Source organism: Mycobacterium sp. (genome assembly GCF_032159775.1).
Lineage (GTDB): Bacteria > Actinomycetota > Actinomycetes > Mycobacteriales > Mycobacteriaceae > Mycobacterium.
Map to the genome: position 1 here is coordinate 74631 of NZ_JAVHWK010000139.1, position 20829 is coordinate 95459.

Consider the following 20829-nt stretch of genomic DNA (forward strand, 5'->3'; position numbering starts at 1 on the left):
GCCGTCACGCCGAATGTCGGATGTCATGCCAATGGGCGGCACTACCCGTCCGTCATCAAGGAGTCGAAGCACCAATGAGAAATGTTCACCGCAGCACACTGACGGCGGCCACGATCGCGGCGATGGCCGTCCTCGGCCTGTCGGCGTGTTCCAACGACAGCTCGACCAGCGCTTCCAGCTCATCGGAGGCGACGACGTCCGCAGAAGCGACCTCCTCGGCTCCTGCGATGACTCCCGCGGCAGCCGATCCGGCGGCCAACCTGATCGGCGCGGGCTGTGCGGCCTACGCCAAGCAGGTGCCGGAGGGCCCGGGCTCGGTGGCGGGTATGGCGCAGGACCCGGTGACGGTGGCGGCGTCCAACAACCCGATGCTGAAGACGCTGACCCAGGCGCTGTCGGGCAAGCTCAACCCGAACGTCAACCTGATCGACACCCTCAACGGCGGCGAATTCACCGTGTTCGCGCCGACCGACGACGCATTCGCCAAGATCGACCCCGCGACGATCGAGAAGCTCAAGACGGACTCCGATCTGCTGACGAGCATCCTCACCTACCACGTCGTGCCCGGTCAGGCGAGCCCAGCAAAGGTGGTCGGCACGCACAAGACAGTGCAGGGTGCCGACGTCACCGTCACCGGAGAGGGCAACGCACTCAAGGTGAATGACGCCGGTCTGGTGTGCGGCGGCGTTTCGACCGCCAACGCACAGGTGTACATGATCGACACGGTGCTGATGCCGCCTGCCAGCTAGGTTCTGTTCCTATCGCCAGCAGACGCAAAAGGTCCCCGACACGCCGAGTGTCGGGGCCTTTTACGTCTTCTCGGCAGGAATGGCGACCCATCCAAATGCCTTGTGACTCCGAATGACTGACATGTTCACACTTGTGCTGATCGGCTTTCTCGGCGGCCTCATAACGGGCGTCTCGCCGTGCATTCTGCCGGTGCTGCCGGTGATCTTCTTCTCCGGCGCGCAGAGCACTCGCGCGGAGTCGGTCACCGACTCCGATGGCGGCGGTACCGCCGTCGCCGTCAGCACAGCGCCCACGCTTTCGGAGAGGCTGCGGCCGTATCGGGTGATCGGCGGGCTGGTGCTCAGCTTCAGCCTGGTCACTCTGATCGGGACGTCCTTGCTGTCGCTGCTGCATCTTCCGCAGGACGCGATCAGGTGGGCCGGTCTCATCGCGCTGACTGTCATCGGCCTCGGGTTGATCTTTCCCCGGTTCGAGGAGATCCTCGAGAAGCCCTTCAGCCGGATTCCTGCACTCCAAATGAGCGAAGGCAGAAGCGGTTTCGGGCTCGGTCTTGCGCTGGGCGTGCTGTATGTGCCGTGCGCCGGGCCGGTGCTCGCCGCGATCGTGGTCGCCGGTGCCACGGGATCCATCGGCCTCGGCACCGTTGCGTTGACGATCTCCTTCGCCGTCGGCGCCGCCCTCCCTCTGCTGTTCTTCGCGCTGGCTGGGCAACGAGTCGCCGAGCGCGTCGGCACCTTCCGCCGCCATCAGCGGCGCATTCGCGTCGCCGGCGGCATCGTCATGCTGGTGTTCGCGGTCGCGCTGGTCTTCAACGTGCCCGACAAATTGCAGCGGGCCATCCCCGACTACACGAGCGGTCTGCAAACCAAGGTCGTCGCCTCCGATGAGATCCAGGAGAAGCTCAACCTCGGTGGCCTTGTCAACGAGCAGAACCGCGAGCTGTCGAACTGCAGCAACGGTGCGTCTGCGCTCGAAAGTTGTGGCATGGCACCCGACATCAAGGGCATTGCCGGCTGGCTGAACACCCCCGGCGGCGCTCCGGTCGACCTGAAGTCGTTGCGCGGCAAGGTCGTCTTGATCGATTTCTGGGCATACTCGTGCATCAACTGCCAGCGCGCCATCCCTCACGTGGTCGACTGGTACGACAAATACCAGAGCATGGGCCTCGAGGTCATCGGTGTGCACAGCCCCGAGTACGCATTCGAGAAGGATGCAGCCAACGTCGCCAGTGGCGCCGGCGAGCTGGGCATCACGTACCCGGTTGCCCTCGACAACACGCTGTCGACGTGGACCAACTACCGCAACCGCTACTGGCCCGCCGAGTACCTGATCGATGCGAACGGCACCGTGCGCCACATCAAGTTCGGTGAGGGCGACTACGCCGTGACCGAGAGCCTGATCAGGGAACTGCTGATGGACGCGAATCCCGATGCGCAGTTGCCCGGGCCGAGTGATTCCGCCGACGAGACACCTGCTGCCGGGCAGACGCCCGAGACGTACCTCGGTGTCGGCAAGATGGTCAACTACGGCGGTCCAGACACCTACAGCGAGGGCACCGCCGATTTCACCTACCCGCTGAGGCTCGCCGACGACCGGTTCGGCTACCGCGGCCGGTGGAAGCTGGACTTCCAGGGCGCGACCGCCGAGTCGGACGACTCGCGGATTGCGCTGAAATACAACGCGAAAAACGTCTACATCGTCGTCGGCGGCGTGGGCGATGTGACCGTGACGAGCAACGGGAGGACGACGACGGTGCCGATCAGCGGCGCGCCGACGTCACACCTGCTGGTGTCCGGTGACGCTGTCACGCGCGGAGAGCTCGAAGTGCGGCTGAGCAAGGGACTGCAGGCATTTTCGTTCACATATGGCTGAGGCTTTGTGCTCCGTCACCCATCCGCGGGCCCGCCGGCTCCGAATGACTGGTGAACGCACAAAGAGGTGAGGCGGCTACAGCCGTCTTTTCGTCCAGAGAAGTGGAGAACAGATGAAGAACATCAAGACGACGGTTGCGGTGGCAGGCCTGGCCGCCGCAGCGGCGATGGGTATGTCACTGACCACCGCCAGCACGGCGTCGGCCGAGCTGGTTGGACCCGCGTGCACCGCGTACGCGGAGAAGGTACCGACAGGCCCCGGTTCGGTGGCAGGGATGGCGATGGATCCGGTTGCGGTTGCGGCATCGAACAACCCGATGCTGACCACGTTGACCAAGGCCGTTTCGGGGCAGCTGAACCCCAACGTCAACCTGGTCGACACCCTCAACGGCGGCGAGTTCACCGTCTTCGCACCGACCGATGACGCATTCGCCAAGCTCGACCCCGCGACGATCGAGAAGTTGAAGACCGATTCCGATCTGCTCACGAGCATCCTGACCTACCACGTGGTTTCGGGCCAGACCAGCCCGGCGCAGATAGTGGGCACACACAAGACCGTCCAGGGCGCCGATGTGACGGTCAGTGGTATGGGCGGCAACCTCAAAGTCAACGACTCGTCGGTGGTGTGCGGTGGTGTCTCGACCGCCAACGCACAGGTGTACATGATCGACACCGTGCTGATGCCGCCTATGAATTAGGCTGACTCACAATAGAATACGCCGGAGCAGCCCGACCGATCACGGTCGGGCTGCTGCCGTTGGATCGACACTTGCCTCGATCTTGACCACCCGGTTGTCGTGCATGGTGAGCACGATGACGGCGAACAGTCGCCGGCCGGCGAAGGCCAGCAGAACCGGCTCGCCGACCGGTCCGCCGACAAGCGTTGCGCCATTCCCGAGATAGCGAAGCAGGTTGCGGCCGACGGCACCCGGGCCGTGATTGACCTGCGGCGGCGGCGCCCCATCGCCGACCACGGTGCCAACCCCCCACACCGACGGATCCAGCACGGCGGTCAACCCCTCGAGGTCTCCATTGGCGCACGCGGTGATGAACTTCTCGGTGACGAGCTGATGTTCGGCATCTGCGACGTCGGTGAGCTTGGGCCCAGCGGCGGTGAACTTGCCGCGTGCGCGTCGGGCGAGTTGACGGCAGGTGCCAACCGGCCTGCCAACCGTTGCGGCGATTTCGTCGAACGGAATTCCGAACACATCGTGCAGCACGAACGACACGCGCTCACCCGGCGACAGCCGCCGCAACAGGTCGAGCATCGCTTCGCGGACTTCGTCGTCGAGCGTGACACGGTCGGCAGGGTCCGGTCCCGTTGGCGCAATGCCGTCGTCCGACTCGACGTTCTCGGGGCTTTCGTGGCGGGCACGGGCAGATCGCAGCTGGTCGAGACACAGCCTCCCGGCGACCACGGTGAGCCAGCCGCGGACGTCGTCGATGTCCTCGAGGTCCGTTCGCGAGAGCCGCAGGAACGCCTCCTGCGCGATGTCCTCCGCTTCGCCCACGTCGCCGAGCATCTGGTAGGCGAGGTTCACCAGGTACGCGCGATGGCTGCGCCATGCCGCTTCCACGGCGGCTGATCCGCTCATGTAGATACGACGAAGCAGCCGCGCGAAAAGTTACGACAAGTCGCGCGTAACTTTCTCGATCGTCGCACCGTCCTTGATTGCATGAACGCAATTCTTGTCACGGGCGCAACCGGCAACGTCGGCCGCCCTCTCGTCGAACACCTGGCCCACGCGGGAGTGCAGGTGCGCGCGGTCACCCGTGAGCCCGGTTCAGCGGGATTTCCTGCCGGCGTCGAGGTGGTCGAATCGGCCGCCGCGGGCGTCGACGGCGCCGCCGCAGTGTTTCTCAATTCTCGGGCGCTCGGCGACCAGCTCCCGACGGTCATCGACCTCGCCCGCCGCGCAGGAGTCAGACGGCTTGTCGCACTCTCGGCCATCAATGCCGACGACGACTTCTCGCGGCAGCCGTCACGCTTTCGCGGCGACCGCAACAAGGAAGTCGAGCAGCAGGCCGTCGACTCGGAGCTGGAGTGGGTGAGCCTGCGGCCGACCGTGTTCGCCAGCAATTTCATCGGCATGTGGGCACCGCAGATCAGGGCAGGCGACACGGTCAGCGGCCCTTATGCGTCGGCCTCGACGGCGCCCATCGTCGACGCCGACATCTCAGCGGTGGCCGCGCACGCACTGCTGCGCGACGATCTGCTGGGGCGCAAGGTCGCGCTGACCGGTCCGCAGGCCCTCACCAACACCGAGCTCGTCGGCGTGATCGGCGATGTCCTCGATCGGCCGCTGCGCTATCAGGAGGTGCCACCCGACCTCGTGCGCAGGCGCTTCATCGACATCGGGTTCCCGGCGGAGTTCGCCGACGCGTATATGGCACTGCTCGAAACGACGGTGTCCACGCCCGCGCTGGTGACCAACGAGGTGGAGAAGATCCTCGGCAGGCCGGCACAGACCTTCGGCGACGCAATTCGGCCTCAGCGCGCACAGTTCGGCAAAGAGTAAAGGAGACAACACATGTCAGAGCTTCGGCCTCCCCGGTACCTCAAGTCGATGAACCGCGTCGTCAAGGCGATGCAACGGCTGGGCGTCCACACCGGACCTGCGATGATCCTGACCGTTCCCGGCAGAAAGACCGGCAAGCCTCGCAGCACACCGATGACACCGTTCACCTACCGCGGCGACATGTACACCGTCGCCGGATATCCCGGAGCGGACTGGGCGGCGAACGCTCGGGCCGCGGGTGCGGGCACGCTGACCCGAGGGCGCAAGTCGCAGGAGATCAGGATCGTGGAGCTCAACGCCGACGAGTCACGACCGGTACTGCGCGAGTTCCCGCGCCAGGTTCCCGTGGGCGTCGGCTTCGCCAAACGCTCGGGGCTGGTACGTGAAGGGACGTCGGACGAGTTCGAGGCGCTCGCAGGCCAATTGGCGGTCTTCCGGTTCGACCCGGCGGATTAACCGGCAACGACTGCCGCCGAGCGTTGCACGGAAACATCACCGGAGCCGGTCCTCACGTGCACGGTCAGCGTTTCGTCGCCGTCTGCAGGTCCGTCGGCATGCCGCAGCTCGTTGCGCACGGTGCCCGAATGCGTCCTCAGGTCGAGCCGGGCGGCGGTGCCCTCCTCGACCCCGATTTCGATGTCGCCACTACCGGTCTGCACCGATACTCCGCCGGTGACGGCGGCGGCCACCGCAACGTCGCCGGATGCCGTCTGCGCGTTGACCGTGCCATGCAGCCGCCTGACCGAAAGCGATCCGCTGGCGGCGCGGAACTTGACGTCGCCGGTGAGATCGCCCACCGTTCCGTCGCCCGACGCCGTCGACATGACCGCCGCACCGACCACCGTCTCGATGGCGACTCCGCCGGAAGCGCTGTCCGCCTTGATATTCCCGGTAACGGACTCCACGTTGGCATCCCCGCTCACGGTGGAGAACCGGCAATCGCCGAAGGCGCCTTCGGCGCGCACCCGCGCGGACACAGATGACACCTCGAGGCGTGAGCGCGACGGCAGTTCGATGTCGACGACAACGGAGCCGCCGCGGCCCAGTGCAATGAACCGCTTACCCGCGGACACCGTGAGGGTGCCGTTCGCGAAGTCGACGCGCGCGGCGTCGGCGATCCGGACATCCGATGCCCGGCTCGGGTCCTGCGGGCTGACGGTGACCACGGTGTCGTCGCGCTCTGTTGCGACGACATGGACTGCACCGCTGACGGTCTCGACCAAGGCGGTGATCGGATTCGGTGTCGCGAATGTCGGCATCGTGTTCTCCTTTTCGTTGTGTGGTCAGCGGACCCAGCCGCTGAAGTGTTTGTCGGTGTTGGCTCGCGAATGCCGTCTGCCACCCAGTGCGGACGCGACGGCGCGGACCAGCCACGCGTTCACCGACAGCCCTTCGGCGCGCGCCGCCGCATCGACGGGCGACCTCAAGCTCTCGGGCACCCGCAGCGTCACCCGCCAGGTACCCCCGTCGTCGTCGGCTTCGGGCACCGGCGCGATCGGTTCGGGCTCGTCCCGAACTGCCGGGCTGACGGTGAACTCGGGGTCGCGGCCACGCAATCGGACATCGACCGACCCGGGCGCCATTTCGCGGGTGATCTCCTGCGCCGCATCGGACAGCGCCTCCAGTAACGCAAGGCGGATGGCTGAGTCCAGCGGCGCGGTCAGTCTGTCTGCGAGTGATTCCGCGTCCGGGCCGCCCGCGGCGGCCGCTACCTCGAGTTCGTGACGAACCCGGTCGACGTAGGGCTGCAAGTCCATGGCACCATGGTGACACCATAGTGGTGTCACTGCAAGTGTCACATCAGTGCACGACCCTCTACCTGCACTTTTCGATGAAGTCCTCGGCGAACCGTTCGATGGGCTCGCGGTAGCTTTCGACACCCGCACCGGGCTGGAGGCCCAGCCACGGCCTGCACATCACCGTGGTGATGCCTGCCTCTTCGGCGCGTCGGTACATGTCGACCGAAGGAGGCTCCAGGAGTGCCAAGACGATCTCGAACGGCTCCTGCTCACGTCCGTACTCCCGGCGCAACTCGGTCAACCGCGTCGCGTACCCGACGGACTCGTCCCACCCGTAGGCGTAGCCGACCCAGCCATCGCAGAGGCGTGCCGCACGACGCAGTGCCACTTCGGACTCCCCGCCGCACAGAATCGGCACGCGCGAAGGCGGATGCGGCTCGACCATCATCTCGGGCACTTGGTAGTACTCGCCCTGCCAGGACACCCAGCCGCCTCGCCACAGCTCTCGCAAGGCGGGGATCATCTCGTCGAGCCGCCTGCCGCGGTTGGCGAAGTCCTGACCCATCTGCTCGTATTCCTCGCGCATCCAACCGATGCCCGCCGCAAGGGAAACCCGCCCATGCGACAGCACGGAGGCGGTCGCCACCAGCTTGGCCACTTCGAGCAGCGGTCGGGCGGGAGCGACGTAGATCGCGTTGGAAAACCGGAGCCGATTCGTCACCGCGGCCATCGCGCCGATGAGAACCCAAGGATCGGGCCACGCGGTGTCGGGTTCCCATCCCGGCTTGCCGTCCGCGGAGTCGGGGTAGGGCGACGACAGCTCACGCGGATAGATCATGTGGTCGGAACACAGGATGCCGTCGTATCCGGCTTCGTCGAGCATCCTGGCAACCGGCACCGCCTCCAGCGGGTCCATGAACGCGGTCCCCGACCAAAACTGCATACGTCATCCTTCCGTCAGCGACGCCCCCTGTTTCTTTAGCCGGAAATTCGGGCAGCATCAATGGCATGCCCACTTTGTTGTGGTTCAGGCGGGATTTGCGGCTGCGTGACTTGCCTGCCCTGCTGGACGCGGCGGAGTCGGACGGTGAGGTGCTGGCTTGCTACGTGCTGGACCCACGGCTGAAGGCGTCATCAGGGCCTCGACGGCTGCAATACCTCTACGACGCGCTGCGTGAACTGCGCGATGGACTGGACGGCAGGCTGATGGTGACTCCTGGTCAGCCGCACACGCGAATTCCCGCGCTTGCCAAATCCGTCGGCGCGACAGCCGTGCATGTGTCGGCCGACTTCACCCCGTTCGGCCGCCGACGCGACGACGCCGTTCGCGACGCCCTCGGCGGCATACCGCTGGAAGCGTCGGGATCGCCATATCTGGTCTCGCCGGGCCGGGTCGTCAAGGACAGCGGCGAACCCTACAAGGTGTTCACCCCATTCTTCGACGCATGGCGCAAACACGGCTGGCGGTCGCCGGCGAAGTCGGGCCCGACGTCGGCGAAGTGGATCGATCCGGCCGGCCTCATGGACCGCGTCGAAATACCGGACCTGGGAGTCGAACTCGATCTGCCCGCGGGTGAGAAGGCCGCACTGCAGCAGTGGAAGTCGTTCGTGAGCGACGATCTCGCGGGCTATGCCGACGACCGCAATCGGCCCGATCTGCCTGCCACCAGCCGGATGTCGGCACACCTGAAGTTCGGCACCATTCACCCCCGCACCATGGTCACCGACCTGGGCAGCGGCAAGGGCGCGCAGGCGTACCTGCGCGAGTTGGCTTTTCGCGACTTCTATGCCGCGGTGGTCAACGAGTGGCCCGACAGCGTGTGGTGGAACTGGAACAAGAATTTCGACACGATGAAGGTCAACGAAGACGCCGAGGCGAAAAAGTCCTTCGAGGCTTGGAAAGCGGGCAGGACGGGCTACCCCATCGTGGACGCGGGCATGCGCCAACTCTCCGAGACCGGCTGGATGCACAACCGGGTGCGGATGATCGTGGCGTCGTTTCTGGTCAAGGATCTGCACCTGCCGTGGCAGTGGGGCGCGCGCTGGTTCCTCGAGCAACTGGTTGACGGCGACATGGCCAACAACCAGCACGGCTGGCAGTGGGCGGCGGGCACGGGGACCGATGCCGCCCCGTACTTCCGGGTGTTCAACCCGACGACGCAGGGCGAAAAGTTCGATCCCGAGGGCGTTTACGTGCGGCGCTGGATTCCCGAGTTGGGCACCGATGACTATCCCGACCCGATCGTCGACCACAAGGCCGAGCGGGCCGAGGCGTTACGCCGCTACAGCGCGATCACTTGAGCGTGAGGCCGCCGTCCAGCGGCAGGGCGACTCCGGTGAGGTGTCGACCGGAGTGGCTGCAGAAGTAGACGATCGCGTCGGTGACCTCAGCCGGATCCATCGGCGGCATCGACAGTTTCGGCTGCTGCGCTTTGCCGAACTCGGGTTGGTCGCCAATCAGTAGCCCCATCGCCTCGTTGATGATCATCGGCGTCGCGACACCACCAGGATGTACCGAGTTGACGCGAATGTTCTTCTCCGCCAACGATGTCGCGTAGTGACGCATCACGCCGATGGCCCCGTGCTTGGAGGCGGTGTATCCCGCAGCGCCGTGACTCATGGTGTCGAATGTCGTGCTGACGGACTTGAACCCCGCCGCGGAACTCGTGATGATGACAGCGCCGCCGTCGCCGTGGCGCAGCAGTTCGGGAAGCGCCGCCTCGATCGAGTAGTAGACGCCTTTCAGGTTCACATCGACGGCGTCGACGAAGGCCGCGATATCCAGCCGCTGCTGACCCGCCGCCGGGAAGATGCCTGCGTTGGCGATGACGAAGTCCAGCCTGCCGAGTTCGGCGACGCCGTGGGCAACGACCGTTTTCACCCGTTCGAAGTCTCGGACATCGGCCTGCTCGGCGACGATGCGCCTGCCCGTCTTCTCGACCAGGTTGATCGTCTCGTCCAGATCTTCGCGGCTCGACATCGGATAGGCGACGCTGTCGATCTGTTCGCACAGATCGAGCGCGATGATGTCGGCGCCCTCCTCGGCGAACCGAACCGCGTGGCAGCGGCCCTGGCCGCGCGCCGCGCCCGTGATGAAAGCGACCTTGCCCTCGAACTGTCCTGCCATGCCGCACCACACTACGGTGGCGCGTAGTAGACCCTGTGTCAGAATGTCGGGAGCGCTAGGCCCGACCGTGAGGAGCAGCCGTGGTGAGCACCGAGTTGGACAAGACAGACGGTGTCGACGTCGAAGATGTGCCATCGGCGGCATGGGGCTGGTCGAAAGAGAACCACAAGTGGATCCAGATCGGCGGCATCGTATCCGCCCTGTTCATACTGGCGATGCTGCGCGGCAACCACGTCGGGAAGGTCGAAGACATCTTCCTGGTCGCCTTTGCGCTCGTGATCCTCGGCGTCGTGGCGCGCGACTGGTGGCTGCGCCGCCGCGGCTGGACCCGCTAGCTCAGATCGCCGCGGCCACCGGCAGTGCCGAACCGACCGGTCTCAGATCGCCGGTGATGCCGGCCGCCGTCCTGATCTCGTTGAACGCCTCGAGCATTGCGTCGGTCGCCTCGTGCGGATCGTCGAGCGTGCGGTCGTCGGTGAGGACCGAGATGGCCAACTGGTCGACATAGCTCCAGACGGTGATGTTCATCCCGCTGCCACTGACCACCGGCCCGACCGAATAGATCTCGCTGACCGTCGCGCCTTCGATGTTGCCGCGCTCACGCGGTCCGGGGACGTTGGAAACGGTCAGATTGAAGACGCTCGCCGACTGGAGCAGCCTGGCCTGCGCGCGGAAGAAAGACGGCGCAAGCGACGGCGGAAGATAGGACATCCACGCGGGCAGCACCGCCGGCCCCAGCAGCTGGTTGTTCTCTTTGGCGATACCGGACGCCGCCGACGCCAGCCTGACCCGCTCCAGCGGGTCGTCGATGTGGACGGCCAGCGAAGGCGTCATGTAGGTGAACTCGTTGCCCGCCAGCCGGTCCCGCGACGGGTTGGTGCTGACCGGCACGCCGGCGATCAGCGGCGCGTCGGCGGCGCCGTCGTACCGCAGCAGCAGCGTGCGCAGCGCTCCGGCCGCCATCGCCAACACCATGTCGTTGATCGTGACGCCGAGCTGCTTGCCGGTCTCCCTGACGTCGGTTAGTGACAGCGGCGCCGTCGCGAACCGGCGCCCCGGGGTGACCTTGTGGTTGATGAAGCAGTCCGGCGGCGCGAAGTTGCGGGCGAGGTCGGGATGCGCGCCGCGCTCCTTGGACCGCCGGCGGACCCGGGACACCCCGGTCGCGGTTTCATTCACCAGCCGCGGCAGCTTGCGGACCAACCCGACATGGTCGCGTGCGGCCGCCTTCAGAAGCGCAGGCCCGGTCCGTGCGATGTCGGGCTCCTCGAACATTCCGACCACCCCGGTCGGTCCGTCCGTCGCCATCGCCATCGCCATCTGGTTGGCCGACGCCACACCGTCGGCCAGCACGTGGTGCACCTTGTGGATGATCGCGATGCGGTTGTCGGCCAGCCCTTCAGCGACGTACATCTCCCAGAGGGGACGACTGCGGTCAAGTGGGGTGCTGGCGATCTCGCCGATCAGCTGATCCAGCTCGCGGCGGCCACCCGGCGCCGGCACACGAGCCTGGCGCACGTGGTAGTCGAAGTCGATGTGGTCGTTGAGCACCCACATCGGGTGATGCAGCTTCAACGGGATGTCGACGAGTTGATAGCGAAGCGGCGCCATCGCCTGCAGCCGAGGGAACGCCACGGCACGAAACAGGTCGAAGTCGTACCCGCCGACATCGGACACATCCAGCACGCCGATCTTCAGCGTGTGCATGTGTATTGCCGGCGTCTCCGTGTACAGCATCAACGCGTCCACACCATTGAGTCGCTTCACGCCCACCCCACTTCGTCGACGACCCGACTTGAGTACCCGCCATTGCACCCCTTCTGTCGTCGCGGCAGGCGACTTCGGGGAAAGTCCACCCCGAGGCGTGGCGGTCGGCTCCGGCTTTGTCAAGCTGTGACGATGAGCCTCGTGACCGGACGCGGTCCACTCGGAAAGGACCCGGCGGGCTGGTTTTCGCCCCCGTTGCCCGACGGCGTGGTGTTGGTCGAACCGCACCCGCGACGTGTCCAGGCATTGCGCGACGGTGTCGTGGTCATCGACACCGAGCAGGCGCTGCTGGTGCATCGCGCTGGTCGACCTCTGAACTTCGCATTTCCCGCCGCTGAGGTGGGCGAGCTGCCACACGATCCGGTAGCGGAGGCGCCGGGCTACGTCCAGGTGCCGTGGGACGCGGTGGACACGTGGATCGAGGAGGGCCGCAGGCTTGTCCACTACCCGCCGAACCCGTACCACCGGGTCGATTGCCGCCCGACACACCGTGCACTCCGGATCGTCGTGGCGGGCGCCACTCTGGTCGACACCTCCGACACCATCGTGGTTTTCGAAACTGCGCTGGCACCCGTGCTCTATGTCGACCCGGCGCATGTGCGCACCGACCTGCTTCGTCGTTCGGCCACGACGAGCTATTGCAACTACAAGGGCTACGCCACGTACTGGTCGGCAGTCATCGGCGACACCGTCGTCGATGACGTTGCGTGGAGCTACGACGACCCGTTGCCCGAAACCTCGCCGATCACGGGATGTTTCAGCTTCGACGCGGCCCGCGCGGACGTCGTCGCCGAGCTGCCGGGAGTATGACGCGGCGTCGCCGCGACTACCAGACGCGAATCCAGTCGACGAGCATCTGCACGGGGTACGTTCCCCCGGTCGGATCACCGCCGCCGGAACCGGCCACCGCGAGGTTGAAGATCGGATACACCTTGTAGCCGGGATTGTTGAACGGCCAATCCGCCAGCGAGTTGGCCGGAACAGTCAAGTACGGCGCCGCCCCGTCCGTGTAGTCCTGCCAGAAGCTCATGCCCGCGTCGTCCCACTTGACGCGCCAGGTGTGCCACGCGCTGTCCACTGCGACGTTCTGGGTCGCGAACTCCGAACCATTGGCCAGGGCGTGCACGGTGGTTCCCGACGCCCACTTGCCATTGCCGTACCACTCGATGACGTCGATCTCACCGTTGGCGTCGCTGGACAGCCAGAAGGCGGGCCACGCTCCGGGCGTCAGGCAGTCGAACTTCATCCGGGCTTCCCAGGTGTACCCGATGCCGCCCTCCCACCGAGTGTTGATCTTGCCGCCGTAGAAGGTGTCGCCGTCCTTGAACGCCTTGATCACCAGATTGGACTTGCCGTCGAGGAACACGTTGCGACGGTCGTCGCGATACTGGCCGACGTTCTCGGGCAACTCCCAGAACGTCGGGTCCTTCATCGTCTCGCGGGCCTTGGAAATCATCCATTTCGACGAATCGGGCGCCGACCCCGCAGGGCCGTCGAAGTTGTCCTCGAAGACGTAGGAGGGCGCTGCCCCGGCTTTCGGGAGTGGCATCACCGCTGAAAGCAGTCCGATCCCACTCATCACCATCATGCTGCGACGATCTAATTCAGGCACAGATAGACATGAAAGCCGCAACATTGGACGGTATGCAAATTGAGCGGGCGGCCCCGCTCAGGCCGCGGAGTCGGGAACCTGGGAACTGCCCAGGTCAGGCAGCGGTCGGCGGCAAATTTCCCGGGCCTCATCTGCGGGGAGCCCGAACAGCCGCAGAACGTCCTCGGTGACGGTATCCGCGGCGGCGGCGTCGTCGCGATCGGGTTGACTGCGCAGAAGGTTGCCAAGGCCGAGCAGCGCGCCGCCAGCCACCGAAAGTGCGAGTTCGGGGTCGTCGACCGTGAAGCGACCTGCGCTGACGGCCGCCTCGATATCGCGAAGTGCGCGCGGCGCGAGGCCCAGATCCGACGACAGCAGCGCCATACCGTTGGCGAGCAGGATCCGGCTCTCCTGCGGGCGCCTGCGGAACAGCCGGCCGGTGAGCCGGAAGCTGCATGCGAACGTTTCGGCCGGATCGTCGATCGACGAGGTCAGGTGGTCCAACAAGGCGCCGTGGTATTCCAGCACCTCGGCGACGGCAGCCTCGAAAAGCTGCTCCTTGCTCTCGAAGTGGTTGTAGAACGAGCCCATCCCGACGTCGGCCGCCTGGGTGATCTCCAGCACCGGCACGTTGACCTTGCCCTCGGCGATGAACGCCTGTGCCGCCCTGATCAGCGCGGCGCGGGTGCGCTGTTTGCGCCGTTCCAGCCGGTTGACAGGGGCGTCTGACAGATCGGTCACGCCCTCACGGTAGCAGAGAGTCTCAGTGTTGAGGATTTCGTCAGAAGTATTGACTGATTGTGTCGTCGCATGTGACGATTTCGTCAACTAACAGGAGGTCCTGATGAGCAACACGGTCGGCGCCCATAACGAACTGCACAGCGAGCAGGGTGCATTGCCCGGGGAGCACTCCGGACGGGCGCGCAACCCGGTCATCAAGGTGGCCGATATTGCGTGGCTCGAGTTCGAGAAGCCGGATCTGGACCGGGCCGAGGCGTTCGCCCGCGCGTTCGGCTTCACGACGGTCACGCGCACACCCGACGAGCTCCACCTACGCGGCGCCGACCCCGGAGCGCCGTGCGTGTTGCTGCGCCGCGGCGACCGGTCGCGGTTCGTCGGCACCGCGTTTCGGGCCGTCGACGAGGTCGACGTGCTGCGGCTGGCCGATGCCACCGGCGCATCGACGAAACCGCTGCCGGAATCCGTGGGAGGAATCTGCGTCGAACTCGCCGACCCGAGCGGCCTGCCCGTACGCGTCGTCGCAGGCATGCACGAGCTGCCTGAGCTCGTGCATCAGCAGCCGCACATCATCAATGTCGGACACGAACTCAACCGCACCAATGCGGCGCAACGTCCGCCGCGGGTGGCGGCGGTCGTCCAACGGCTCGGGCACGTCGTGCTGCAGACCACCAGGTACACCGAGGCGCTGAATTTCTACCTCGACAACCTCGGGATGATCGTCAGCGATTTCCTCTTCTATCCGGGCCAGCGCGCCCGCGGGCCGGTGATGAGCTTCATCCGCTGTGACCGCGGCTCGGTGCCTGCCGACCACCACAGTCTCGCGCTGGCCCTGGGACCGTCCAGCCGCTATGTGCACTCCGCCTATCAGGTGTGCGATCTGGATGCGCTCGCCGCGGGTGGTGAATACCTCAGCAAGCAGGGCTATTTCCGGTCCTGGGGCATCGGCCGTCACATTCAGGGCAGCCAGATCTTCGACTACTGGCGTGATCCGGACGGCTTCCTCGTCGAGCACTTCGCCGACGGAGACATGTTCGACAACACATTGGAACCGGGATGGGCACAGTTCACGGCTTCCGGCCTGGCGCAGTGGGGCCCTCCGGTCACCAAGGACTTCCTCGGTATCAATCCCGGTGCGCTACCGCATGAAGCGCTCTCGGTCGTCAATGCACTTCGCCATCGGAACGAATTCACCCTCCCCCGCCTGCGCGGCCTTCTGAAAGTAGCCAATTCATGACCACGTCCGTCCTCCGCACGGCCGACGCGTGGTGGGTCCAAACCCCCACTGGCGCAGCTAAAATCGCGACCACCGCGACGACAACCGGCGAGCTGCTCGCCGACCGCGCCGCCATCGACGCCCCCGGACACGGAAGCGATACGGTGCCCGTCGAAAGCCTGACGCTGGTGGCGCCCGTCACGGCGCCGTGCCGCGTCGTCGCGCAGATGACCAACTACGCGTCGCATGTCAGCGATGCCGGGATGAACCCGGCATCGATCCCGTTGACGTTCTTCCGCAAGACATCCGGGTCGATCAGCGGACCCGTCGACGACATCGTCAAGCCCGCTCACGTCCGCTTCTTGGACTACGAAGTGGAGATCGGTCTGGTCATCGGACGCAACATCGCGGTCGGCACCACCATCACAGAGGACAACCTGGCCGACTACATCGCCGGTCTCGTCGTCACCAACGACGTCTCCGCCCGCGACATTCAACTCCCCCAGACCCAGTTCTACGAGGCCAAGTCCTACCCCACCTTCACACCCGTCGGTCCCGCCCTGGTGCTGCTTGACGCTGACGAACTCAAGCGATTCGGTGATCTGAGACTGCAACTGAGGGTCAACGGTGAAATCCGGCAGAACATGGTCGTCGAGAGCGACATGATCTACGGCCCCCTGCGAGCGCTGCAAGCACTTTCGCGCTTTCAGCGGCTGGACGCGGGCGATCTCGTGATGACCGGCACCCCCGCAGGCACCGCGCTCAGCGCCCCGCCGAAGCCGGTCGAAATGATCGGCAACCTGCTTCCGCCCGCCGTGAAGTGGAAGGTCTTCTTCAAGCGGCAGGCCGGCAACCCCAAGTACCTTCGGGCCGGCGACGTGGTGGAACTCGGCGTCGCCACCGACGACGGTGCGATCGATCTCGGATCCCAACGCACGGTCGTGAGGTACGAGTGACGCACGACGTCTCCCAGGTGCCGGTCGTGATCGTCGGTGCCGGGCCGACGGGCGTCACCGCCGCCACGCTGCTGGCACAGTATGGAGTCGACAGCCTCGTGCTCGACCGGTGGCCCGACGTGTACCCGCAGCCCCGCGCCGTGCATCTCGACGACGAGATCTACCGGATCATCGCCCGGCTGGGCATCGCCGACGAGTTCGCCGCGATCTCGCGACCCGCACACGGACTTCGGCTGCTGGACAACAGGATGCGCGTACTGGCCGAGTTCCGGCGCGACACCGCATGCGGCGTCAACGGGTTCCCGCAGGCCAACATGTTCGACCAACCCGAGTTCGAGGTGCTGTTGCGCAACAACCTCAAGCGTTACCGCCATGCGACGCTTCGCGGCGACACCGAGGTCGTCGGCGTCACCGACCAAGGTGATGGCCACCTCCGCGTCGCGTTCACCGACCGTACCGGCGGCCGCGAGCACGCCGTGGAGACCGACTATGTGCTCGGCTGCGACGGCGCCAACAGCGTTGTGCGCGCCGCGGTCGGCTCCACCATGCGTGATCTGAATTTCGAGCAGCGCTGGCTGGTTGTCGATGTCGCCACCGACGTCGACCTCGACCAGTGGGAAGGCGTGCACCAGGTGTGCGATCCGCAACGCGCGGGCACCTACATGCGGATCGGTGATGCCCGCTACCGCTGGGAGTTTCGGTTGTTGCCCGGTGAGACCGCCGAGGACTACACGAGCCTGGCGGCGCTCGAACCTCTCATCGCACCGTGGACCGCGCAGGCCGCAGACGACGAGCTTGAGCTGATCCGCGTCGCGGAGTACACGTTTCGGGCGCAGATTGCCGACACGTGGCGGCGCCGCAACGTCTTTCTGCTCGGCGACGCCGCCCATCTCACCCCGCCGTTCATCGGACAGGGCATGGGTGCGGGGATACGGGATGCGGTGAACCTGTCGTGGAAACTGGCGGCGGTCCTGGCTGGCGACCTCCCGCACGCTGTTCTTGACAGCTATGAGCAGGAGCGCAAACCACACACCCGCGCCCTGATCCGGCTCGCGCTCACCGTCGGACGGTCGATGACGTCGGGCGGCGAGCTCGGAAACCTGGCTCGCCGCATCATCGTTCCGCAGCTGCACCACATCCCCGGCCTGCGGGCCAAGGTCGTCGACAGCACCACGCCCGCCCTGCGTCACTCCATGCTGGTGCACCGGTCGCACAGACAGCGGCGGATAACGGGAACGCTGTGCCCGAACCCTGTTCTCGCCGACGGCCGACGCCTGGACCAGGCCCTCGGAATCGGGTTCGCACTCGTTTCGGCGGTACCCGTGAGCGCCGAGCAACGAACCCGCCTCGAGCAGCGCAGTGCAGCCGTCCATATCGCCGGGGCCGGCACCGATCTCGCCGAGTGGCTGCGGCACGGGCGAGCGGCCGCAGCGGTGGTTCGCCCGGACCGAACGGTGATGCGGGCGGGCAGCCAGGTCGACAAGCTGTGCGACGCGGTACCACGCTTTCACGCCGGCGAAGGGGAAAAGTAATGCGCACCAAGGTATCCCGCGATACCCCCACGTACCCGGCGGACATCTACACCACCGGCGCGATCATCGACCCATATCCGCACTATGCGCGGCTGCGCGAACAGGGCCCCGTGGTGTGGCTGTCGCGGCACCGGTTGTATGCGCTTCCCCGATATGCCGAGTGCAAGGCCGTGTTGCGAGACGACAAAACCTTCGTCTCCGGCAAGGGAGTCGCGCTCAACCCCTTCACCAACCGCCTTTCCCGCGGCACCACCCTCACCAGCGACGGCGCCGAACACGACCAACGTCGCAAGCTGGTCGCCCACCGAATGCTCCCCCGGGCTCTGCGGGCGGTCAGCGACAACGTCGACCGGCTGGCGGTCGACGTCGTCGAGGCTGCGCTGAAGCGAGGCGAGGTCGACGGCGTCGGCGATCTGGCCTCGGCGTTGCCCCACGCGGTGGTGCCCGACCTCGTCGGCTGGCCGCGCGACGACCGTGGCAAGTTACTCGCTTGGGGCGCAGCGACCTTCGACGTCCTCGGCCCACTCAACAAGCAGTGCGTCAGGTCGGCTGCCGCGTCGCTGCAGATGCTGTGGTTCGCCCGACGGGTGGTGCGCAACCGAAGCGTCATCGAGGGCAGCATGACCCACGAACTGCTGGCCGCGGCGGACGCAGGCAAGCTCTCTCACGCCGAGTGCGCGCCGCTGATGATCGACTACATCGCGCCGTCGCTCGACACCACCATCAGCGCCATCTCCAGTGCGCTGCACCTTTTTGCGACGCACCAGGAGCAGTGGCAGATCCTCAAGAGCGACCCGTCGCTGATCCCCAACGCGGTCAACGAGGTCATCCGGTTCGAATCACCACTGCGCGCATTCGCTCGCCACACTCGCGTCGAGACCGACGTGGCGGGTGTCGCGATCCCCGAAGGCGCGCGTGTGCTGGTCATCTACGCGTCGGCCAACCGCGACGAACGCGAATGGGAGAACCCCGACACATTCGACATCCGCCGCGACGCCAACCGCCATCTCGGTTTTGGCCAGGGCGCGCATGCGTGCGCAGGCCAGAGCCTGGCGCGGCTGGAGACCTCGGCCATGCTGCGGGCACTGGTGGACCGCGTTGACCGCATCGAGCCGACGGCCGAGCCGACATGGGCGATCAACAACATCATCCGGCGGCACGAACACCTGCCGCTCAAGCTCATCCCCTAGCCAGCTTTACAAAGCAAGCCCGCACTGTCACCCTCATCGCCATGGACGACAGCGCCACCCTGCTCGAGATCGAGGCGATCAAGCAGCTCAAGGCCCGCTACTGCAGGCTGCTCGATACCAAGGACTGGCAGGGATGGCGCGAGCTGTTCGCCGACGACTTCCTCAGCGACACGTCATCCGCGGGCGGCAAGGTCATCCGCGGCGCCGACGAATTCGTCGCCTTCACCCGCAAGGGTCTGCGCAACCAGGCGACCGTCCACCAGGTTCACGCACCCGAGATCGAGCTGACGTCCGCCACCACCGCGCGCGGTGTGTGGGCACTCGAAGACGTGGTCCGCTTCGGGCCCGGAGTGAATCTGCGCGGCTACGGGCACTACACCGAAACCTACGAGAAGGTCGATGGACGGTGGCTCTTCACCAGCTCGACGCTCACCCGGCTGCGCGAAGACGTGTTCAACGGCCTTGTCGCGGTGTATATCTCGGACCGAATGCGACGAGTCATCGGCCGAGTGTCGCGGCGGGTGATGAAATGACCGAAGCACCCGTCGCCTATCCAACAAGCACCGCACTCGGCCGATTCGGGATCGCGCCGATCGTGGACAGTCCCGATCCATTCGTCAGCTCGATGCCGCTGGCCGGACTAGTCAATCCGGTGACCGGAGCGCCGACCATCGGCCCGCTGGCCGTGCTGGTCGACCATGCTGCAGGCCTGGTCAATCACTACCGCAAGACCGCCGACGAGTGGACGCTGACAAGCGAGCTGACGCTTGAACTCACCCCCGACGCCCTTGCCGTCGTCGCCGACCATCCGGATGTAGTGGCGGTCGCGACCGCGCGGCCTACGGGCGGTCGCGGCTCGGCCACCGCGCTCGGCTGGTGCGAGATCACCGTCGGCGACGCAGTGATCGGCACGGGCACGGTCCGGTCCGTGTACATCAAGCGCTCGGGCGAACACCCCACCGGATGGCCACCTGCCGTCGACGGTGCGCGGCCGACCGAATTGGCCGACATCATGGCGCTCGACATCGACGATGCGAATGTCTTCCGTCAGCGGAAGAACTCCGCGTTGAACAACACGCTCGGCATCATCCATGGCGGGGTCTCGGCGGCGGGACTCGAACTGGCGGCCTCGGCGGTGCTCAACGTCGGCCGGACACACGAACTGCTGCACTCGGCGTCGCTGCGGGTGAACTATCTGCGTCCGCTGTTCAGCGGAGGCGAGGCCCGCTACGTGGCCACCGCTTTACGCGTCGGCAGGCGCAGCGGCGTTGCCGAGGCGCAGGCTGTCGGCGCCGACGATGAGGTCGCACTCGTCGGGCGCGTCACCGCTTATGCCTGACATCACGCGGAAGCGATGACGGAGCTGCCGAACAGCCCGATCGCGTCCACCGCATGCTGCAGGCTGTCGCCGGGCACCTGAACCTGGACCCATGTGACGCCAACCGCCGCAAGCTTTTCCAGCGCGGACAGGTACGCATCGGCGTTGAAGTCGTCGTCACCGGGCGATCCTCCGCCGAGATTGCTGAAGGTGATGTCGATACCGGTCCAGTCCCTGTCCGCCGCATCGCAGCGCCGCTGAAGGTCGGCGATGCCCTCGGCCAGCCCATCGATCGAGTCAAGCGCCGCGGTGCGGGCCGTCTGAGCAAGCACAGCGGGCGCGGGGAACGGGCACCAGCCGTCACCGAATCGTGCGACCCGTTGCCGCGCGGCGGCCGTGTTGCCGCCGATCCAGATCGGTGGATGCGGCTTGCTCACCGGACGCGGGTGGGCGGTGATGCCCTTGGCGGAGAAGTGACGGCCCTCGAAGGAGTAGTCGTCGGTGGTCCAGATGCC

The 20829-nt window shown here is 66.1% G+C and carries 23 protein-coding genes; 14 read left to right on the forward strand and 9 right to left on the reverse strand.

The window, feature by feature from the left end; genetic code table 11:
- The first annotated feature begins 74 nt into the window (after window positions 1-74).
- The 3 genes from QOJ24_RS18960 (at window position 75) to QOJ24_RS18970 (ending at window position 3319) form a co-directional block, all read left to right on the forward strand.
- Window positions 75-749 (forward strand): fasciclin domain-containing protein, encoded by a 675-nt coding sequence (locus QOJ24_RS18960; RefSeq protein WP_526263966.1) that lies wholly within the window; start codon window positions 75-77, stop codon window positions 747-749.
- A 121-nt stretch (window positions 750-870) separates the two neighbouring features.
- Window positions 871-2622: a cytochrome c biogenesis protein DipZ gene (locus QOJ24_RS18965; RefSeq protein WP_526263968.1), complete on the forward strand. Its 1752-nt coding sequence runs from the start codon at window positions 871-873 to the stop codon at window positions 2620-2622.
- Between the two features lie 112 nt (window positions 2623-2734).
- Window positions 2735-3319 (forward strand): fasciclin domain-containing protein, encoded by a 585-nt coding sequence (locus QOJ24_RS18970; RefSeq protein ID WP_526263970.1) that lies wholly within the window; start codon window positions 2735-2737, stop codon window positions 3317-3319.
- Window positions 3320-3358: 39 nt separating this feature from the next.
- Here the strand turns inward: QOJ24_RS18970 and sigI are convergent, their stop codons facing one another.
- A complete protein-coding gene (sigI, locus tag QOJ24_RS18975; protein ID WP_526263972.1) occupies window positions 3359-4216 on the reverse strand; it encodes an RNA polymerase sigma factor SigI in 858 nt (285 codons plus the stop codon).
- Window positions 4217-4297: 81 nt separating this feature from the next.
- Here sigI and QOJ24_RS18980 point away from each other — a divergent pair, with 81 nt between their 5' ends.
- Together QOJ24_RS18980 and QOJ24_RS18985 are read left to right on the forward strand one after the other, a co-directional pair.
- Window positions 4298-5140 (forward strand): NmrA family NAD(P)-binding protein, encoded by an 843-nt coding sequence (locus QOJ24_RS18980; protein WP_526263974.1) that lies wholly within the window; start codon window positions 4298-4300, stop codon window positions 5138-5140.
- 12 nt (window positions 5141-5152) lie between these two features.
- The gene (locus tag QOJ24_RS18985; RefSeq protein WP_526263976.1) at window positions 5153-5596 is read left to right on the forward strand and encodes a nitroreductase family deazaflavin-dependent oxidoreductase; all 444 of its coding nucleotides are present in this window, start codon (window positions 5153-5155) and stop codon (window positions 5594-5596) included.
- Here the strand turns inward: QOJ24_RS18985 and QOJ24_RS18990 are convergent.
- From QOJ24_RS18990 to QOJ24_RS19000, 3 genes are read right to left on the reverse strand one after another with little or no spacing between them, the layout of a single operon-like run.
- The gene (locus QOJ24_RS18990; protein WP_526263978.1) at window positions 5593-6399 is read right to left on the reverse strand and encodes a DUF4097 family beta strand repeat-containing protein; all 807 of its coding nucleotides are present in this window, start codon (window positions 6397-6399) and stop codon (window positions 5593-5595) included. The genes QOJ24_RS18985 and QOJ24_RS18990 overlap by 4 nt on opposite strands.
- A 24-nt stretch (window positions 6400-6423) precedes the next feature.
- A complete protein-coding gene (locus tag QOJ24_RS18995; RefSeq protein ID WP_526263980.1) occupies window positions 6424-6897 on the reverse strand; it encodes a histidine kinase in 474 nt (157 codons plus the stop codon).
- Between the two features lie 58 nt (window positions 6898-6955).
- Window positions 6956-7822, reverse strand: coding sequence for a TIGR03619 family F420-dependent LLM class oxidoreductase (locus QOJ24_RS19000; RefSeq protein ID WP_526263982.1), 867 nt, complete (start codon window positions 7820-7822; stop codon window positions 6956-6958).
- 65 nt (window positions 7823-7887) lie between these two features.
- Here QOJ24_RS19000 and QOJ24_RS19005 point away from each other — a divergent pair, with 65 nt between their 5' ends.
- Window positions 7888-9180 (forward strand): cryptochrome/photolyase family protein, encoded by a 1293-nt coding sequence (locus tag QOJ24_RS19005; protein ID WP_526263984.1) that lies wholly within the window; start codon window positions 7888-7890, stop codon window positions 9178-9180.
- Here QOJ24_RS19005 and QOJ24_RS19010 read toward each other — a convergent pair.
- A complete protein-coding gene (locus QOJ24_RS19010; RefSeq protein WP_526263985.1) occupies window positions 9173-10006 on the reverse strand; it encodes a mycofactocin-coupled SDR family oxidoreductase in 834 nt (277 codons plus the stop codon). The genes QOJ24_RS19005 and QOJ24_RS19010 overlap by 8 nt on opposite strands.
- An 80-nt stretch (window positions 10007-10086) precedes the next feature.
- Here QOJ24_RS19010 and QOJ24_RS19015 point away from each other — a divergent pair, with 80 nt between their 5' ends.
- Window positions 10087-10341: a DUF2631 domain-containing protein gene (locus tag QOJ24_RS19015; RefSeq protein ID WP_526263987.1), complete on the forward strand. Its 255-nt coding sequence runs from the start codon at window positions 10087-10089 to the stop codon at window positions 10339-10341.
- 1 nt (window position 10342) lies between these two features.
- On the opposite strand, the gene QOJ24_RS19020 is transcribed toward QOJ24_RS19015, so the two are convergent.
- The gene (locus QOJ24_RS19020; protein ID WP_526263989.1) at window positions 10343-11773 is read right to left on the reverse strand and encodes a WS/DGAT/MGAT family O-acyltransferase; all 1431 of its coding nucleotides are present in this window, start codon (window positions 11771-11773) and stop codon (window positions 10343-10345) included.
- 132 nt (window positions 11774-11905) lie between these two features.
- Between QOJ24_RS19020 and QOJ24_RS19025 the strand changes: the two genes are divergently transcribed.
- On the forward strand, window positions 11906-12583 hold the full coding sequence (locus QOJ24_RS19025; protein ID WP_526263991.1) for a DUF427 domain-containing protein: 678 nt from the start codon (window positions 11906-11908) through the stop codon (window positions 12581-12583).
- Between the two features lie 16 nt (window positions 12584-12599).
- Here QOJ24_RS19025 and QOJ24_RS19030 read toward each other — a convergent pair whose 3' ends face one another.
- Window positions 12600-13385 carry a glycoside hydrolase family 16 protein gene (locus QOJ24_RS19030; RefSeq protein WP_526263993.1) on the reverse strand — a complete coding sequence of 262 codons (786 nt, stop codon included), beginning with the start codon at window positions 13383-13385 and terminating at the stop codon, window positions 12600-12602.
- A gap of 57 nt (window positions 13386-13442) precedes the next feature.
- On the reverse strand, window positions 13443-14105 hold the full coding sequence (locus QOJ24_RS19035; protein ID WP_526263995.1) for a TetR/AcrR family transcriptional regulator: 663 nt from the start codon (window positions 14103-14105) through the stop codon (window positions 13443-13445).
- Window positions 14106-14208: 103 nt separating this feature from the next.
- Here QOJ24_RS19035 and QOJ24_RS19040 point away from each other — a divergent pair, with 103 nt between their 5' ends.
- Genes QOJ24_RS19040 through QOJ24_RS19065 form a run of 6 tightly spaced genes read left to right on the forward strand, consistent with a single transcriptional unit; the run spans window position 14209 to window position 20335 of the window.
- Window positions 14209-15339, forward strand: coding sequence for a VOC family protein (locus QOJ24_RS19040; protein WP_526263996.1), 1131 nt, complete (start codon window positions 14209-14211; stop codon window positions 15337-15339).
- Window positions 15336-16274 (forward strand): fumarylacetoacetate hydrolase family protein, encoded by a 939-nt coding sequence (locus tag QOJ24_RS19045; RefSeq protein WP_526263998.1) that lies wholly within the window; start codon window positions 15336-15338, stop codon window positions 16272-16274. The genes QOJ24_RS19040 and QOJ24_RS19045 overlap by 4 nt, the downstream gene beginning before the upstream one ends.
- Window positions 16271-17806 carry an FAD-dependent oxidoreductase gene (locus tag QOJ24_RS19050; protein WP_526264000.1) on the forward strand — a complete coding sequence of 512 codons (1536 nt, stop codon included), beginning with the start codon at window positions 16271-16273 and terminating at the stop codon, window positions 17804-17806. Before QOJ24_RS19045 ends, QOJ24_RS19050 begins: the two co-directional genes overlap by 4 nt.
- The gene (locus QOJ24_RS19055) at window positions 17806-18996 is read left to right on the forward strand and encodes a cytochrome P450 (RefSeq protein ID WP_526264002.1); all 1191 of its coding nucleotides are present in this window, start codon (window positions 17806-17808) and stop codon (window positions 18994-18996) included. The genes QOJ24_RS19050 and QOJ24_RS19055 overlap by 1 nt, the downstream gene beginning before the upstream one ends.
- Before the next feature lie 41 nt (window positions 18997-19037).
- Window positions 19038-19529 (forward strand): nuclear transport factor 2 family protein, encoded by a 492-nt coding sequence (locus QOJ24_RS19060; protein WP_526264004.1) that lies wholly within the window; start codon window positions 19038-19040, stop codon window positions 19527-19529.
- Entirely contained in the window at window positions 19526-20335 is an 810-nt protein-coding gene (locus tag QOJ24_RS19065) for a PaaI family thioesterase (protein ID WP_526264006.1), read from the forward strand. Before QOJ24_RS19060 ends, QOJ24_RS19065 begins: the two co-directional genes overlap by 4 nt.
- 2 nt (window positions 20336-20337) lie before the next feature.
- On the opposite strand, the gene QOJ24_RS19070 is transcribed toward QOJ24_RS19065, so the two are convergent.
- A partial coding sequence (locus tag QOJ24_RS19070; protein ID WP_526264008.1) for an LLM class flavin-dependent oxidoreductase occupies window positions 20338-20829 on the reverse strand: 492 nt, incomplete at its 5' end.